General features: G+C 65.6%; 15 protein-coding genes and 1 tRNA gene. 1 reads left to right on the top strand and 15 read right to left on the bottom strand.

Translation table 11 applies throughout. The features are described from left to right. Positions 1–15 precede the first annotated feature (15 nt). The 3 genes from K678_RS03655 to K678_RS03665 form a co-directional block, all read right to left on the bottom strand. Positions 16–948, bottom strand: a complete 933-nt coding sequence (locus tag K678_RS03655; protein WP_021131111.1) for an SAM-dependent methyltransferase — start codon at positions 946–948, stop codon at positions 16–18. Next, on the bottom strand, positions 945–1976 hold the full coding sequence (locus tag K678_RS03660; RefSeq protein ID WP_021131112.1) for an alpha/beta hydrolase: 1032 nt from the start codon (positions 1974–1976) through the stop codon (positions 945–947). Before K678_RS03660 ends, K678_RS03655 begins: the two co-directional genes overlap by 4 nt. Before the next feature lie 159 nt (positions 1977–2135). Continuing rightward, entirely contained in the window at positions 2136–4538 is a 2403-nt protein-coding gene (locus K678_RS03665) for a PAS domain-containing sensor histidine kinase (protein WP_021131113.1), read from the bottom strand. A gap of 132 nt (positions 4539–4670) precedes the next feature. Between K678_RS03665 and K678_RS03670 the strand changes: the two genes are divergently transcribed. After that, positions 4671–5249: a YqaA family protein gene (locus K678_RS03670; RefSeq protein ID WP_021131114.1), complete on the top strand. Its 579-nt coding sequence runs from the start codon at positions 4671–4673 to the stop codon at positions 5247–5249. Here K678_RS03670 and K678_RS03675 read toward each other — a convergent pair. The 12 genes from K678_RS03675 to K678_RS03730 form a co-directional block, all read right to left on the bottom strand. Next, positions 5244–6533: a CCA tRNA nucleotidyltransferase gene (locus K678_RS03675; protein ID WP_231376197.1), complete on the bottom strand. Its 1290-nt coding sequence runs from the start codon at positions 6531–6533 to the stop codon at positions 5244–5246. The genes K678_RS03670 and K678_RS03675 overlap by 6 nt on opposite strands. Positions 6534–6558: 25 nt before the next feature. After that, entirely contained in the window at positions 6559–7221 is a 663-nt protein-coding gene (locus tag K678_RS03680; RefSeq protein ID WP_039851976.1) for an NUDIX hydrolase, read from the bottom strand. Further along, entirely contained in the window at positions 7167–7703 is a 537-nt protein-coding gene (locus tag K678_RS03685; protein ID WP_051185829.1) for a DUF1285 domain-containing protein, read from the bottom strand. Before K678_RS03685 ends, K678_RS03680 begins: the two co-directional genes overlap by 55 nt. Before the next feature lie 279 nt (positions 7704–7982). Next, positions 7983–9830, bottom strand: a complete 1848-nt coding sequence (locus K678_RS03690; RefSeq protein ID WP_039851980.1) for a phosphoenolpyruvate carboxykinase (GTP) — start codon at positions 9828–9830, stop codon at positions 7983–7985. 341 nt (positions 9831–10171) lie between these two features. After that, positions 10172–10402 (bottom strand): hypothetical protein, encoded by a 231-nt coding sequence (locus tag K678_RS03695; protein ID WP_021131119.1) that lies wholly within the window; start codon positions 10400–10402, stop codon positions 10172–10174. A gap of 34 nt (positions 10403–10436) precedes the next feature. Continuing rightward, positions 10437–11294 carry a DUF4743 domain-containing protein gene (locus K678_RS03700; RefSeq protein WP_021131120.1) on the bottom strand — a complete coding sequence of 286 codons (858 nt, stop codon included), beginning with the start codon at positions 11292–11294 and terminating at the stop codon, positions 10437–10439. A gap of 55 nt (positions 11295–11349) precedes the next feature. Further along, complete coding sequence (locus K678_RS03705; RefSeq protein WP_021131121.1) at positions 11350–12045, bottom strand: RluA family pseudouridine synthase; 696 nt, start codon at positions 12043–12045, stop codon at positions 11350–11352. Positions 12046–12121: 76 nt separating this feature from the next. Beyond that, positions 12122–12208: transfer RNA gene (locus tag K678_RS03710), tRNA-Leu, on the bottom strand. Between the two features lie 97 nt (positions 12209–12305). After that, positions 12306–14003: a methyl-accepting chemotaxis protein gene (locus K678_RS19685; RefSeq protein WP_021131122.1), complete on the bottom strand. Its 1698-nt coding sequence runs from the start codon at positions 14001–14003 to the stop codon at positions 12306–12308. A gap of 30 nt (positions 14004–14033) precedes the next feature. After that, positions 14034–14492 carry a cache domain-containing protein gene (locus tag K678_RS03720; protein ID WP_039851981.1) on the bottom strand — a complete coding sequence of 153 codons (459 nt, stop codon included), beginning with the start codon at positions 14490–14492 and terminating at the stop codon, positions 14034–14036. A 258-nt stretch (positions 14493–14750) separates the two neighbouring features. Then, positions 14751–15212, bottom strand: coding sequence for a hypothetical protein (locus K678_RS03725; protein WP_021131124.1), 462 nt, complete (start codon positions 15210–15212; stop codon positions 14751–14753). A 105-nt stretch (positions 15213–15317) separates the two neighbouring features. Then, positions 15318–15977, bottom strand: coding sequence for a class I SAM-dependent methyltransferase (locus K678_RS03730; protein WP_021131125.1), 660 nt, complete (start codon positions 15975–15977; stop codon positions 15318–15320). Between the last annotated feature and the right edge of the window lie 218 nt (positions 15978–16195).

Raw genomic sequence — 16195 nt, forward strand, 5'->3', positions numbered from 1 at the left:
GGCAAGTCGGTTGGCCTAAGCCCCAGCGACCTTTGGTTGTTCCGCGTCGTCGATCAACATCCAGGTCAGTTCGTGCTTGTTGTGCGACAGGTGCAGCAAGCGCGACCCCGGCACCGCGGCAAAGCGGGCGGCGATGGCGTGATCGGTCTCGCCCTGGAATTTCAGGGTACAGATGAAATTGCGCGCCATCTTCGACTCGCGCCAACGCTCGACCAGCCGCAACAGCCGCTCGGGGTAACAGATCACGTCCGAACACAGCCAATCGACCGGGCCGATCGCAACGGGATCAAGACCGAAGGCGCTTTCCTGGCGGCAGGTGACGGTCGGCATCGCCGCGATCGAGGGGGCCAGCGGGGCCTTGTCGATCGCGATCACGGTCGCCCCGCCCGAGGCCAGCACCCAGGTCCAGCCGCCGGGGCTGGCACCGAGATCGAGGCAGACCTCGCCCGGACCGGGACGCCGCCCGGCCAGGGTCAGCGCCTCCCACAACTTCAGATAGGCGCGGTTGGGCGGCACGGCGCGGTCTTCGACAAAGCCTACTTCGCCATTGGGAAAGCGGCTGGAACAGTCCGCCGCCGCCAGCACCCGCCCCTCGTCCAGCCAGACGAACGAACCAAGCGGCGCGGTCGGCGCGGGCTGGCCGAATTCCAGCGGCTTGGCCGAGACCTTGGGCAGCTTTTCGACCAGCAATTCGGTGCGGCGATGCAGGTGAAAGGCGTAGGGCCACCAATTGCGCTGGATCGCCCGCAGCGCCTTGGCCGCCGCCCCGATCGATCCGGCGGCGATCTCGACCGGATCATGCCAGATGTTGAGCGCCCAGGCGGCCGGGCGCGCCGGGCCGGGGGCCAGCATCAAACGGCCATATTCGGCGGTGACGTCGCCCAGTTCGGCGCGAAGATCGGCCTCGAACCCCGGGGCGGCGAGATAGGCAGTAACGAGAGAGTTCACCGGACAGGTTCTTCGATAAATTGCTGGATTGCCGTATAAAGCTGGACCCGGTTGGTTTCGAACAACGCGGCATGGGTGGTGCCGCCGACCATCACATAGCGCTTGAACGGCGAGCGGGTCAGGTGGTTGAACAGCGCCATCCCCATCGCGGGCGGGGCCTCGGCATCCCACTCGCCCTGAATCACCAAAGCGGGCACCGACAGCCGTTCCGGGTTCCAGCGCGGCTTGCCCGAAGCCCAATAGCGCATCGTGTCCAGCACCACGCCATTGGGGGCACGCACCGTTCCCGGCGCGCTGGGGGCGGGATCGCTGGCCAGGGTCGCCTTCATCCACTCCAGAAACACCGCTTTGGGCAGCACGCTGTCGCGGCGGTCGGCCGGAACCGATTTCAGCCAGATGTCGCGGGCGTCGCGGGGGTCGACCTGACGCCAGGCCGGAACGCGGGCGATATCGGCCTCGGTCGGCGCCGGTCCCTCGCGCAGCCATTGCGGCGCATAGAGCACCAGCCGCTCGACCCGGTCGGGGACCTGGGTGGCATACAGACCGGCCACCGTCGCGCCCCACGACCAGCCGATCAGCACCACCTTCGACACCCCCCGGCGCGACTGGATGAAATCGACGGCGCGGGTCACGTCGTCAACCGCCTGGGCACTATCGACCACCGGACGGTTGGCCTCGGCGGGCTGGGACATCTCGGGCGGGCGGCCCGAGCGGCCATAGCCCCGGAGATCGAGGCTGTAGACGTCATAGCCGCGCGCGGCCAGCCAGTCCATCCAGCTCCGCCCCTCGATCGGAAGATCGAACGCGGTGTGGGCCGGATAGGACGCGCCATGGAGGAACAGCACCGTCCGATCCGAGCGCGGCTCAACCGAACTGTCGCGATGCTTGTTGCGCAGATAAAGATCAAGCCCCGACTGACGCGAGGACACCGAGAATTCCTCGGTCACGATATCCACCGCCCACGCTGGCGGAACTAAAACCAGCAAGGTCAGCAGGACCAAACCGAAAAATTGCGCCGGACGCCTCATCGTCTTGTCACCTTCACGCAAGGGCGGTTGCAGCGCATGATGGCCGCACCGCCACGGTGAGAAAACCCCCCCTGGACTTTTAGTATAAATTTTAACAATCCCGGTGCGGACCCAGCGGCCGAGTTGCCCGAGGCGACATCCGGCACGGGGACGTGTCTCTCACGGCGCGGTCCCGGTGGGCAGTCGCACCGTGACGACGCAGCCATCGGCGGCGGTGAAAGCGGTTTCGACCCGGCCGCCATGGCGTTCGACGAAGCGTTCGACCAGGGCCAGACCGGGACCGGCCTCGGCCATCGGTTCACCCGCCCCATCACTGACGATAAAAGCGATTTCGGCGGGACGGCGTTCGGCCCGCACCCCGATCCGCCCCCCCAGCGGAGCCCGCTTGATCGCGGTGCCGATCAGGTTGAACAACACCTGCTTCAGCCGCCGTTCGTCGGCGACCAGCCAGCCGATATCGAGCGGGCAATCGAACTCAAGCGCCAGCTTCTTTTCCCGCAGCCGCTCGCGCACCAGCCCCAGCACCGCCGTCAGCAACGGATGGATATCGACGGTATCGAGCTCCAACGTCATCTGTCCGGCCTCGATCGCGGCAAGGTCGAGGATATCGGCAATCAGCGTCTCCAGCCCCTGCCCGGCCTCGACGATCCCGCGCACGTAATCCTTCTGCCGCTCGACCAATGGCCCGACATATTCGGCCGCCAGCATCTCGGCAAAGCCGATCAGGGCGGTCAGCGGCTGGCGCACCTCGGCCGAGACATTGGCAATGAACTCGCTTTTCAGCCGGTCGGCGGCGGCCAGCGCCTCGTTGCGCTCGCGCAAGGCCCGTTCGACCCGCACCGAATCGGTGACATCAAGGCAGGTCAGCAGCATCGCCCCGTCCGGCAGCGGCACCGAAGCGTAATCAACGACGGTCTCGTCCTGGCGCTCCAGCCGTCCGGCCCGTGGCACCCGGTCGCGGAACAAGGCCAGCAGCCGTTCGTGCACCGCCGGCCAGTCCGAGGCGCGGTCACGCCGCCCTTCGAAATAGCTGGCCAGCGCGGCGATCAGGTCGGACAGGTGCGGCTCGGCCCCCAGCGCGGCGGGGTCCAGCGCCCAGATTCGGGCGAAGGCGGGATTGGACAGGCTCAACCGCCCGTCGCCGCGAAACACCGCCACCCCTTCATGCAGATGGTCCAGCGTCTCCCGCTGGACCGCCAGCATCGTGTTGAACGAGCGTTCCAGCGCCAGGGTGTCGGTGACGTCCTCGATGGTGAAGATCAGCCCGCCATGGGGATGGGCCGAAATCATCTGACGCAGGGTGCGGCCATCAGGGAGATGCAGCAGGGTTTCGTCGGCGTCGATCAGCGAGACGAAGCGCTTCAGTTCGCTGTCCTTATAGGCGCGGTAATCAGCGACCTCGGGCAACAGGCGGCGTTCGCGCAAGGCGTCCAGCACAGCGCCGCAGGTCGGCTGCGACGCCAGCCAGTCGCGGTCGAGCCGCCACAACCGGGTAAAGGCGGTGTTGAAAAAGGCCAGCCTTGTGTCGGGGGTATAGATCGCAATCGCGGTGGCAAGGCGTTCCAGCACCTCGGCCTGGGCGCTGATATGGCGGTCCAGTTCGACCTGAAGCTCCTCGATCCGGGTCAGATCGACGCAAATCCCCCCGGTCAGCAGCCCCCCCGCGACAGCGAAGGGGGCTTCGGTGATCTCGGCCAGACGGCGTTGGCCGCCGAGGACAAGGTGAAAGGTCTCGGTGCGCGGTTCTCCGGCGGCGCGGGCGCGGGCGGCCAGGGCGCGGGCCTCGCGCACCATCGCGTCGGACGCCAGTTCGACCTGCCCCGCCACCGCCGCCGGGGCCGCGTCGGCATCAACCGCCTCGGCATAGGCGCGGTTGACCTGGACCAGGGACAGATCGTCGTCGCGAACCCAGATCGGCAGCGGAGCGGCATCAATCAGCCCCTCCAGCCGCTCGCGGGCCGCGTTGGCAACGCTCACTTGCCGGGTCAGATCGGCCAGGGCCGAAGCCGCCTCGGTGACGTCCTGGACCCACACCAGCGCCCCGGCGGCCGCCTCGTCACCCTCGGGCGCGTCGGCCCGCACGCCCACCGCCCGCACCCGGCGCGACCCGTCTCGCAAGGCCAGTTCGAGATCGAAGCCCTCGCCCTCGCCGCGCAGCCGCGCCACCGCCGCATCCAGCCGGGCGGCATCGACGGCGGCAAAGGCTTCCAGCACCTCGGCAAAGCCCGCTTCGCTGCCGCGCGCCAGCCCCAGCAGCACCGCCAGACGGCGCGAACAAATCTCGCCCCCGGCGATCCAGGCATAGAACCCGTCGGGCGCGGCCTGAAGGCCATGGCGCAGCCGCTCGGCATCGCGCACAGCGGACTCGGCCACCTGCCGCGCCGCGCGCAACCGCCAGCGCAACCAGCCCAGTCCGGCCAGTGCGGGCAGGGCCAACGCCGCCCCCAGCCCCAGTGACAGCGGATCGAGCCCGGCAGCCAACTCGGCCAGAATCGCCGGGTCCGCCGCCACCGCCGACCCGGCCGCCAGCATCGTCAGTCCCGCCGCGACCGCAGCGCGCATTGCGTCTAGCCCTCCCTGATACTGCCAAGGGTGCCGGGCCAGCGACAAAAAGACAAGGCCGCTCGGTCGGCCAGTGTTGCCGTCCCCCGTCCCGGCTGGTAAACCCGACACTCTTCCACGAGAGGTGATGTGATGTTGAAGGCTTTGTACGACCAGATGATGGCCAAGGCATCCCATCGCCATGCTTTGTGGTGGCTGGCGGCGGTTTCATTCATCGAAAGCTCGGTCTTTCCGATTCCGCCCGACATCATGCTGATCCCGATGGTGCTGGCCGCGCCGACCCAATGGTGGCGGATCGCCCTGGTCTGCACCGTCTCTTCGGTGCTGGGCGGCTATCTCGGCTATGCCATCGGCTATTTCGCGATGGACACGATCGGCGCGGCGATCCTGTCGGCCTTCCATCTCAACGACAAATTCCTCGCCCTAAAGCCGATCATCGACGAATGGGGGGTGTGGTTCATCATCGTCAAGGGGATGACGCCGATCCCCTACAAGCTGGTGACGATCACCGCCGGGGCGTTCGATTTCGATCTGGCCCACTTCACCTTTGCCTCGGTCATCGCACGCGGCATGCGGTTCTTCCTGGTCGCGGCGCTGCTGTGGCGTTTCGGCCCGCCGATCCGCGATTTCGTCGAAAAGCGGCTGACCCTGGTCACCACTGTGTTCATTCTGCTGCTGGTCGGCGGCTTCGTCGCGCTGAAATTCCTATAGCGGCCCGGCCAAGACCCGCCGCGCCGCCTCCAGGCATTCGTCCCGACTGGGGCGGAACTCGTTTTCCTCCCACCATTGGTCGAGGCGGGCCAGAACCTGCCCGACCTCCGGCCCGGCGGGCACCCCCAGCGCCAGCAGATCACGGCCGCGCAGCGGCAGGGTAACCGGCACCCAGGCGGCGGCTTCATCCAGCAAAGCCACCCAGCCCGCGCTATCGACCGGATCGGCATGGACCAGACCGATCCGATGCCGCGCCCAAGCCAACAGCACGATATCGCGAAATAGCGGCCCGCCCAGATGGCGCAGCGCCCGACGCCGGGCGGCGGAATCAAGATCGGGCGTCACCGCGACCCATGGTGCCGCCATCGCCACCAGCCGGTCACGGTCGGCCCCCGACAGTTTCAGCCGGGCCGCAACCGCCCGCGCCGCTTCGGGCTCCGGCCCCAGCAACGCGGCCAGCCGCCGCACCGGATCGATCTGGATGTCGGGACGGACCAGCCCGCGCCGCTCCAGCCAGGCCAGTTGACGCAGCCGGGTGATATCCTCGCCTTCGGGCAGGATCGCCGTCAGCACCCCTATCCCCTGCATCACCAACAGGATCGTCGCCGGGTCGTCGGCGGTCAGCAGCCGCAACAATTCGGCGGCAACCCGCTCGCCCGACAGATCGGCCAGATGCGGCGCCATCTGACGGCAGGCGGCCAGAGCGGCGCGGTCGCAGGCGGCGCCCCGGCCATAAAAGGCGTGAAAGCGGAAAAAGCGCAGCAGCCGCAGGGTGTCTTCCTCGATCCGCCGCAGCGGCGCGCCGACAAAGCAGACCCGCCCCGCGCCCAGATCGGCCAGACCGTTGAACGGATCGAAGATGCGGCCCGCGGGATCGGCCGACAGCGCATTGATGGTAAAGTCGCGCCGCGCCGCATCGGCAACCCAATCGTCGGTGAAGACGACCCGGGCATGACGGCCATCGGTCTCGACATCGCGGCGCAGGGTGGTGATTTCGAAATGGGCATCGCCGATCACGGCGGTCACCGTGCCGTGGGCCAACCCGGTCGGAATCGCCCGGATCGCGGCATCGTCGAGCAAGGCCAGCACCCGTTGCGGCGGATCGGGGGTGGCGATGTCGATATCGTGGATCGGACGGTTCTGCACCGAATCGCGGACACAGCCGCCGACAAAGCGCACCTCGGCACCGTCGGCGGTCAGAGCCGCGATCACCGCGCGGGTTTCCCGGGCCTGCATCCAGGGCTGTGGCGACAATTGGCCGATCGGCTCGGCCAAGGAACGCACCTGCGGTCCTTCAGTCGGCAACGGGTCAGCCTTCGCCATCCGTCAACACCTCGGACAGATTGACCAGCATCCCGGCGGTTGCCCCCCAGATCAGGAACTCCCCCCAGGACAGCGCCCAGAACGAGCGCTCCCGCCCGCCCGCGACGCGGGCATGAAGCTGATGATTGGCAGGGTCGAGGATGAAGGCCAGCGGCACCTCGAACACGTCGGCGACCTCGAACGGATCGGGAATCACGGTGAACGGGGGGCGGACCAGCCCGACCACCGGGGTAATCAGAAAGCCGGTGCCGGTGACATAGCGGTCAAGCCGACCCAACACCCGGATGCGGTCAGACTCCAGCCCGACTTCCTCGGTGGTTTCGCGCAGGGCGCAGACGACCGGATCGCCCCCGTCCTCGGGGTCGAGCCGACCACCGGGAAAGCTGATCTGTCCGGGATGGTGGGCAAGATGCTGGGTGCGCCGCGTCAGCAGCACGGTCATTCCGCCGGGATGGTCAACCAGCGGCACCAGCACCGCCGCCGCAACCGGGGCGGCGGGAGACTCAGGCGCGGGAAGGGACGCGGAAAGCTCGGGATCGCCACGCAGGGCGGTTCCTCCCCAGGCGGCCAGCCGCCGGGCAATCGTTTCGACCGTCAACCGGCCTGATCGTCCAGTCGACCCAAAGGAAAGAACGTCCCTCTGCTCCATAAGCCATGAACCCTTTCGCCCCCCAGGTCTTCCTCCCACCCCCGGGCCACCAGATCATAATACACAGATCGGGTCAGGCGCGCTTCCAGTCCATCGCCGATCAGGACATAGGGCGACGGCTCGCCGGTCTCGGGATTTTCCACCACCCGCAACGGATGGTCGGCATCCAGGGTCACGATCGCATCAACATTGGTCCGAAAGGAAATCGTCGCCTCGCGACCACAGCCGCAGGTGAACATTTCGACGGCGAGAAAAGGAACGTCCTCGACCTCGATCCGTCCGACCTCGTCCGGCGTCGCCAGCAAATAGCCGCCATCTTCGGCCCGGCACATCATTCCGGCGAACAGGCACACCATCTCGCGTCGGGCGATCGGTGAGCCGTGATAGAACCATCGTCCTTGCCGGTCGATACAAATGCCAAGGTCGCCGCAATCGGCTGCGCCGCGACTGGTCGTGTTAACGCTTTGGGAAACAGGTGCCAACAGCCGCTCCTTGCGCCCCTGATGCAGAATGCGGGCGCTCTGATCCTCGCGAAAACCCACGCCGGGCCCACGGGGAGCACGGCCAAAGGATGGGGCGGACAGGCGGCGATCGCCTGTGTCCGATACCTCGATCTTATATTGGGACGCCCATCCCCGGCGCAAACCCCTACCGCCGTCCCCGCGACCGGAATCGGCGTGATCGTCCCCCCGACAGAAAAAAGGGGGCCGGAAACCACGGCTTCCGACCCCCTCTTTCGATTCTATGGCCTCGTGGCCGGGTTACTCGACCTCGCTGGCCAGTTCCCACACCGCCGGAGCGCGCCACAGGCGAGACTTCAGCATCTCACGCTCGAACAGCATCTCCTTCGGCACGCGGTCCAGGAACTTGTCGAACAGATCTTCCTGGCTGCGGGCGTCGGCGACACCGGCTTCGCGGTCGATCCGCATCAGTTCCTTGAAGGTCGCCTGCGAGTATTTGAGGCCAGACCATTCGATGTCCTGATAGGTCGGCACCAGACCGATCGGGCATTCGACGGCACGGGCGCGACCATGGACGCGATCGACGATCCACTTCAGGACGCGCATGTTCTCGCCATAGCCCGGCCACATGAACTTGCCGTCGGCACCCTTGCGGAACCAATTGACGCGGAAGATCGGCGGCGGGTTCTTCACCGCACGGCCCATGTTGAGCCAATGGTTGAAGTAATCGGCCATGTTGTAGCCGCAGAACGGCAGCATCGCGAAGGGATCGCGGCGGATGGCGGCCTGGCCGACGGCGGCGGCGGTCGCTTCGGACCCCATCGTCGCGCCGAGATAGACGCCATGGGCCCAATTGAAGGCCTGGGTCACCAGCGGGGCGTTCTTCGACAGACGGCCACCGACGATGAAGGCCGAGATCGGCACACCGGCCGGATTCTCCCATTCGGGATCGACGCTCGGGCACTGGCTGACCGGAGCGGTGAAGCGGGCGTTGGGATGGGCCGCCGGGGTTTCGCTGGCCGGGGTCCAATCGTTGCCGCGCCAATCGATCAGATGGGCCGGGGCTTCGTCGGTCAGACCTTCCCACCACACGTCGCCATCGTCGGTCAGACCGACATTGGTGAAGATCGAGTTGCTGGCGCAGGCGGCGATGGCGCTCGGGTTGGTCTTGGCACCGGTGCCGGGAGCAACGCCGAAGAAACCAGCTTCGGGGTTGATGGCGTGGAAGCGGCCATCGGCACCCGGCTTGATCCAGGCGATATCGTCACCGACGGTCCAGATCTTCCAACCGTCGAAGCCCTTCGGCGGAACCAACATCGCGAAGTTGGTCTTGCCACACGCCGACGGGAAGGCGGCGGCGACATAGGTCTTCTCACCCTCGGGATTCTCGACGCCGACGATCAGCATGTGCTCGGCCAGCCAGCCTTCGTCGCGCGCCATCACCGAGGCGATACGCAGCGCAAAGCACTTCTTGCCCAGCAGGGCGTTGCCGCCGTAGCCCGAACCGAACGACCAGATCTGGCGCTCTTCGGGGAAGTGGGTGATGTGGATGTTTTCCGGGTTGCACGGCCACGGCACATCGGCCTGACCGGGGCTCAGCGGCTGACCGACCGAGTGGAGGCACCGGACGAACTCGCCATCGGTGCCGAGCAGGTCGAGCACCTTCTTACCCATGCGGGTCATGATCCGCATGTTGGTGGCGACATAGGGGCTGTCGGTGATCTCGACGCCGATATGAGCGATGCTGGAACCGAGCGGCCCCATCGAGAACGGCACCACATACATGGTGCGGCCCTGCATACAACCGTCATACAGCGGCCGCATCCGGGCCTTCATTTCCTTCGGATCGACCCAATTGTTGGTCGGACCGGCATCGTTACGGTTCAAGGAGCAGATAAAAGTTCGGTCCTCGACACGGGCGACGTCTCGGGGATCGGAACGGGACAGGTAACTGTTGGGGCGCAGATCCGGATTGAGTCGGATCATCGTTCCGCTTGCGACCATTTTCGCACACAGGGCGTCATACTCGGCCTGAGAGCCGTCGCAGATGTGAATACTGTCGGGACGGCACAAAAGCGCCATCTCTTCAATCCACCCCAGCAACTTGGTATTCGTCGTCAATCCGCTGGGAATCCCTGGTCCGCTCATCTGATCCCGTCTCCATGACTTGATGTGGCAGCCAAACGCCGTGCCACCGCCGCGTAAAGAGGTGCGACCATAGACCCGCGACGGCTCTGGAGCAATGACTTTGGGCCGGAAAATCAACCCGAATGAGGGAAAGAACACCCACCCGTTCTTACCGCACCGCACAAGAATAGGCCCCCTCGCGCGGAACACAGCCGGTGGCAACGGGCCGAAGCAGCCTTCGCAATGTTCGCTTTCGATGGTGAAAGCGCGCAACCAAAGGTCGATTGAGCCGTGACGTTAAGTAAAAATACCCATGCGACGAGATAGGGGAAAATAAATAATCCACCCGGTCCCACGCGGCTCTATTGGCGCACCCGCCAGTCGGGACAGCTTGAATCCTCGGATTCGGTCTCGTCCGGCTCGACACCGGACCAAAGCGGGGCGAACGCGGCCCCCCGGCCTGACGCGGCGCGATGGGAAAACGACCAATCCGATGGGACGGCGGACGCCGACGCCTGCGGCGCGGCATCCTCGGCCCCGGTCAACGCCGCGCCAAGCCCGATGACGACGCACAGACGCAGCGGCAAACGCATCGGCGAACCCTCCGCATCATCGGGCGGCCGACGGTCACCCGATGCCGCGACGCAACCCGGCGATCAGATCGAGATAAGCCGGTTCGGTGTCGGGCGACAGATAACCGTGGCGGATCAGGAAATCGATGATGACCAGATTGACGTTGAACTTGAACTGGTTGGTATCGCGGACCAGACGGGCGACCTCGGCCACCGGGATCAGGGTGAAATCCTCGATCTCGCCATCGGTATTGCGGGGCACGAAATCGGCCGGGACCTCCAGGTCGAAGCAATACATCACGTCGGGCTTCAGACCCCACTCGTCTTCCAGGCAATAGGCGATCGCCCCGACCGGGCGGGCGGTGGCGGCCAAAGCGGCGGGGATATCGGCTTCCTCGGCCGCCTCCTTCAGCAGATTCTCGGACAGGGTCAGCCCGGACGGCTGGCCTCCGGCCACCATGTTGTCAAGCGCCCCCGGCGCGACGGTCTTGTTGGCGGCGCGACGACCGACCCACAGCGAGTCCGCCTCGGCGCCGCGGACGAAGCCGTTGACATGAACCCCAAAGGCCCGAACGCCGAACAGGCTGACCACGCCGCGATCGACGCTCATCACCGGCACCGCACCGAACTGGGGCACCACCCGATACATCTCGCCCCGCAGGGCAGGCGTGCCCCATTCGCGATTCAGGTCGGCAGCGACCGCGCCAACCGCCTCGGTCCGGTCGTCCGGGCTCGACAGCAGGGGATGCAGCGACACCGCGTCACGGGTGACGCGAAACACTTCGGGATATTGCGCCAGCCGATGGGCAACGTCATGACGAACGCGGCCAACCACAATGCCATCGACCACAAAGGGGCGAAACCGCGACAGGTCGTGTCTATTACACGCAAGGATATGATCGAAATAAGCCATGTCTCGTTCCTCCCCCCCAATAAGAAGAGAAGAGTCCGCCCGCCGTGAGCATGTGTCAAGGTACGGTCGTTACTTTCGCTCCGCATAGCTCCAGTGCAGATTGCAACGCAATCGGCGGCATTGCCTCGGCTTCAATGAAAGACCGCGACGGAGCCAGCGGTGGAATCGTCACCGCCCGCGAATGCAGGTGCAGCGGAGCCGACGGGGCCGGATCGGGGCCGTGAACCGCATCGCCCAGCAGGGGACAGCCGAGATGGGCGGCGTGGGCGCGAATCTGGTGGGTGCGCCCGGTGCGCGGCCGCCACTCGACCCAGCACAGGCCGCCGCCCTGCCCCAGCACCACCCAGTCCGTCACCGCGCGTTGCCCGGCGGGATCAACCCGAACCCGCCAGCCCCGCCCCGGCTCGGACACTTTCAGCAACGGAGCCTCGATCCGGCCACGCATTTGCGGCGGCGCGCCCAGGCAGACCGACCAATAGACTTTTTCGATGCGGTGGGTCTCGAACATCCGCCCCAGCCGCTTCAGCGCCTTGTCATGGCGGCCAAGGATCAGGCAGCCCGAGGTGTCGCGGTCGAGCCGGTGAGCCAGACGCGGGTTCTGACTCCAGCCAAAGCGCAGCGGGTCGAGATAAAGCTCAAGATGATCGGTTGTCCCCGGACCGGCATGGACCGCCAGCCCGGCCGGCTTGTCGAGCACGATCACGTCCTGATCGCGATAGAGCACTCGGGCAAGGATTTCGTCGGGGGTCAACAGCGCCTCCGCGCAAAGGGTCCGCCGGAAACGACAAGGCCCGCCGGGGGATGCCGGCGGGCCTGGGGTCGTAAGGTGGTGCGGCCAAGAAGACTCGAACTTCCACGGGAGTTACCCCACAAGCACCTCAAGCTTGCGCGTCTACCAATTCCGCCATGGCCGCAAACCCTGGCTCCCTTCGGACTGTGCCGTCGGGGAGACAGGGGAATAGCAAATCGGCCCGGACGAATCAAGCCCGCGTTCGCACCAAACGCACATTATTAACGAACAGCCCTCATTTCGAGGACAAACCCCTCGACCAGGCTCTTCAAATGACCGGCTTCGCTGATCAGCGACCCGGCTGAATTCAACACCTGGGTCGAAGCCTGCCCGGTCTCGGCGGCAGCCTGGGTGACGCGACAGATCGTTTCCGAGACCTGCCCGGTCCCCACCGCCGCCTGCTGAATGTTGCGGGCGATTTCGGCGGTGGCAGCCGATTGCTGCTCGACAGCGGCGGCAATCGCACCGGCGATGGCGTTGATTTCCTGAATCCGGGTCACGATGCTGGCGATATCGGCAACCACCCGGTCGGTGGCGCTTTGCACCGCACCGATCTGGGTCGAAATCTCCTCGGTTGCCCGCGCCGTCTGGTTGGCGAGGTGCTTGACCTCGTTGGCGACCACGGCAAAGCCCTTGCCCGCCTCGCCCGCCCGCGCCGCCTCGATGGTGGCATTGAGGGCAAGAAGGTTGGTCTGCGAGGCGATATCGCTGATCAGCTCGACCACGGTGCCGATCCGCGCCGAACTGTCGGACAGCCCCCGGACGGTCGAATCGGTCTGTTCCGCCTCGGCCGAGGCGGTCCCGGCGATCCGCGAGGATTGCTCGACCTGACGAGCGATCTCGGCAATCGAGGAGGAGAGCTCCTCGGCGGCGGACGCGACGGTCTGGACGCTGCCCGAGGCCTGGGTCGTCGCGGCGGCGACGATTTCGGCTTGCTGGCTGGTCTGATCGGCATTGGTGGCCATCTCGCGGGCGGTCGTCTGCAAAGCACCAACAGCGTTTTCCACCACGCCCAGCGCCGAACCGACCTCGCGGTCAAACGTGCCGGTCAGAGCCTCGATGGCACGGACGCGATCTTCGCGCCGTTGACGTGAGGCGTCGGCTTCGGCGGCGGCACTGTCGGCCCGAATCATCCCGTCGCGAAACACGTCGACGGCACGGGCCATCTGACCAACCTCGTCCTTCTGATCGCGCGACGGAATTTCAAAGCTGTAATCGCGCTGGGCCAGCCGCCCCATCGATTGGGTCAGGGCGTGGATCGGCCCGACGATTCGCATCGACAGCAGCAGCGACATCACGGCTCCGACCAGCACCGCCACCACTGCCAATATCACGAAGGTACGGCGCTCGGCCTCCATTGAGCGCGCCCCCTTAGCCTTGATGTCGGCACGGGCGCGATCGATCGAATCGTTAAGTGCCTTCAGGCTTTGTTCGGCCAAAGCCGAGGCGCGATCGGTCGGCCCCATCATCGTCAGCGCAGTGCCGACATCGGATTCGACCATATCGGCGACGACACGGGCCGATTTCAAAAAGGCGAGTTCACGCTTCACCGCCTCGTCGATCAGCGCGCCATCGACCCCCAGTTCGAGAGAAATCTGGCGCAATTGCTCCAACAGCTTGGTCTGCCCGTCCAGGGACGCGACCGCCTCTTGCGCCATCCGCAACACCTTGGCCTCGTCGGTTTCGTTCGAGGCGATCGCAACCAGCCGGTACAGCGACGATTTGACCCCGAGCAGGCCCAGAGTGAATTCGTCGATCCGCGACGCTTTTTCCTCGACCTGACGATCGGCCTCGACCTGATCGAGCACCTCGCTCAACGCCACCACGCCGTTGATCGACAGCGCGATCAGCACCAGTCCGATAAACGCGGGAGCCAGCGATACCTTGACCCGAATGCCCATGTCATTGACCCAACGCATCGCAGCCTCCCGACACCCTACGGCTTTGGTCTATTTATAGATTCCGACACAGACGATTTTATCTGCCGTAGTCTCGCAATAGGTCGATTTGGGCTCGACCTTTTTGGTCGTCGGGTTAGTGAATTTGTAATCCTGCCAGAACGAAGCCTTGGTCTTGGCCGCCTCGACCCGATCACGGATATAGAATTTTCCGTCGGTATCCTGGTTCTCGATCAGATCCTTGCCGACCAGCTTGGGATTGGCTCCATGCGCCAGACATTTTCCCTCGCGGTCATAGACGATGACGTAAAGATCATGATCGACGAAGCGCGGGTCTTTGCCGGTGAACGCGGCGAAGGCAGTCTCGGGCCCTTCCTTGGCCAGAAACGCCGTCGCCTTGCGGGTCATCGCGATGGCTTCGTCGGCGGTGCCCTTTTCTCCCGCCGCCAGCGCCGGACTGGCCAGACCGGCCAGCATGACCGCGAGAAGGGCTATCGTTGAATGTTTCATGCCTACCCCCTGACTATGCCACATGACGGAGATCAAAAAATAACCTCACCTTATGTGGTAGATCAGAGGGGGTAATTTCAAGGTAGAGCCGTAGAATCCCCGCGTCGGCACGGCATATCAGCAAAACAAAAGCGGGAGGGGGGTCCCCTCCCGCTTGTTCTGTCCAGCTTTTTCAGCCCCCCAATGGCAAAGCCCGATCCGGTCAGAGACCGGCGGGCATCGCCGAAAAACGGGACATCGCACCTGGGCGCGTCAGGCTCAACCGCCCTTGGCAAACACCGCCAGCAGGATGATGACGATGCCGATGACGCCAAGAATGGTCAGGCTGTTGTTCTGAAGGCTGTCGCTGCTCGACGACACCTTGCCGGACGCGGCGCGTTCGGTGTTGCCGATCACCACCTCGGTCTTGCCGATCGAGCTGGTCTGGGAATGCTGGATCGTGGCATGGGTGCCAGCTTCGACCGCGCGGGCGGTCTGCTCGGTGAAGGAGGTCAGCGCGGCGTCGAGAGCGGTCACATCCAGCTTCTTCTCGGCGGCCTTGACCTGGACGGCGACGATCCCTTCGGCCTGCTGCTGCTTGATCTCGGAGATCTGCGTCTCGTCGAGACCGGTGAGGTCAAGCACATCGCTCTGAGCGAGATTGATCGTCTTTTCAGCCGGCAGGGCGGGCTCCTGGCTCACGCTCTGCAATTCGCGTCCGGTACCCTCAGACTCAGACATCTCGTATCCCCCGAAACCAAATGTTGCCCCGATGGACGACCTATTCGTCCATGATCGCCGGGGAGAATAGCGGAAAAGGCAGCGGCGGAGAAGGGCTCCCGGGGTTCATCCCGCCAGAGTATAGATTGATACCTCGCGCTGGCTGCGGTCTTCCAGTTCAAGGCTGGTGACAACGCTGTAGTCAGCGATACGGCGCAATCCGGTGCGGGGCAGATAGGCCCGTCCGGGATCGGCCAGAACAACCCTGGCGCCACTGGCGGCAAGGCTTTTCAACCACGGCCAGATATGGGCGGTCATCGGCGCTTCGTAGCAGACGTCGCCCGCGACGACCAGATCCCACCGGCACGGCGCGCCGACGACATCGCCTTCGATCAACTCGATCTCGACGCCGTTCAGGTCGGCATTCAGCGCGATCGCGGCAGACGCGAGCGGATCAATTTCGGCGGCCTCGACCCGCGCCGCCCCGCGCATCGCGGCGGCGATCGCGGTCACCCCCGATCCGGCGGCGAAATCAAGCACCCGCAGCCCGGCCACCTCGGCGGGATTGTCGAGAATCCAGCGGGTCAGCGCCTGACCACCCGCCCAGCAGAACGCCCAATAAGGTGGCGGTACGCCGTGGGCCTCCAGCCACGCTTCGGTGGCTTCCCAAATCGGGGTGATTTCGGTGGCGCTCCACAGGCTGATCTCCGGGCAGGCCGGGGGGCTGGCCGGAACGGTATGAGCGCGGATGAACGCGGCGGGGTCGGCCGGAGGCGAAGCCGTCACGCGGCCTCTGCCCGCCAGCGGTCGCGGATCTCAGGCATGGACTGGGGTCGGATCGTGGGGGTGTTTCTCATCGGCAGAGTATCGCATGTCGCGGGGCGCGCGCCTATATCGCCGCCGAGCCCTCAACGGACGATCCCGCAATTAAGAGAATTATTGGCGGGGGCGTCCTCAGGCGGCGGGGCGGGAGGGAACCGGAGCGGAAAACGGCCCCTCCCGCC

The organism is Magnetospirillum fulvum MGU-K5, from assembly GCF_000442515.1.
GTDB lineage: Bacteria > Pseudomonadota > Alphaproteobacteria > Rhodospirillales > Magnetospirillaceae > Phaeospirillum > Phaeospirillum fulvum_B.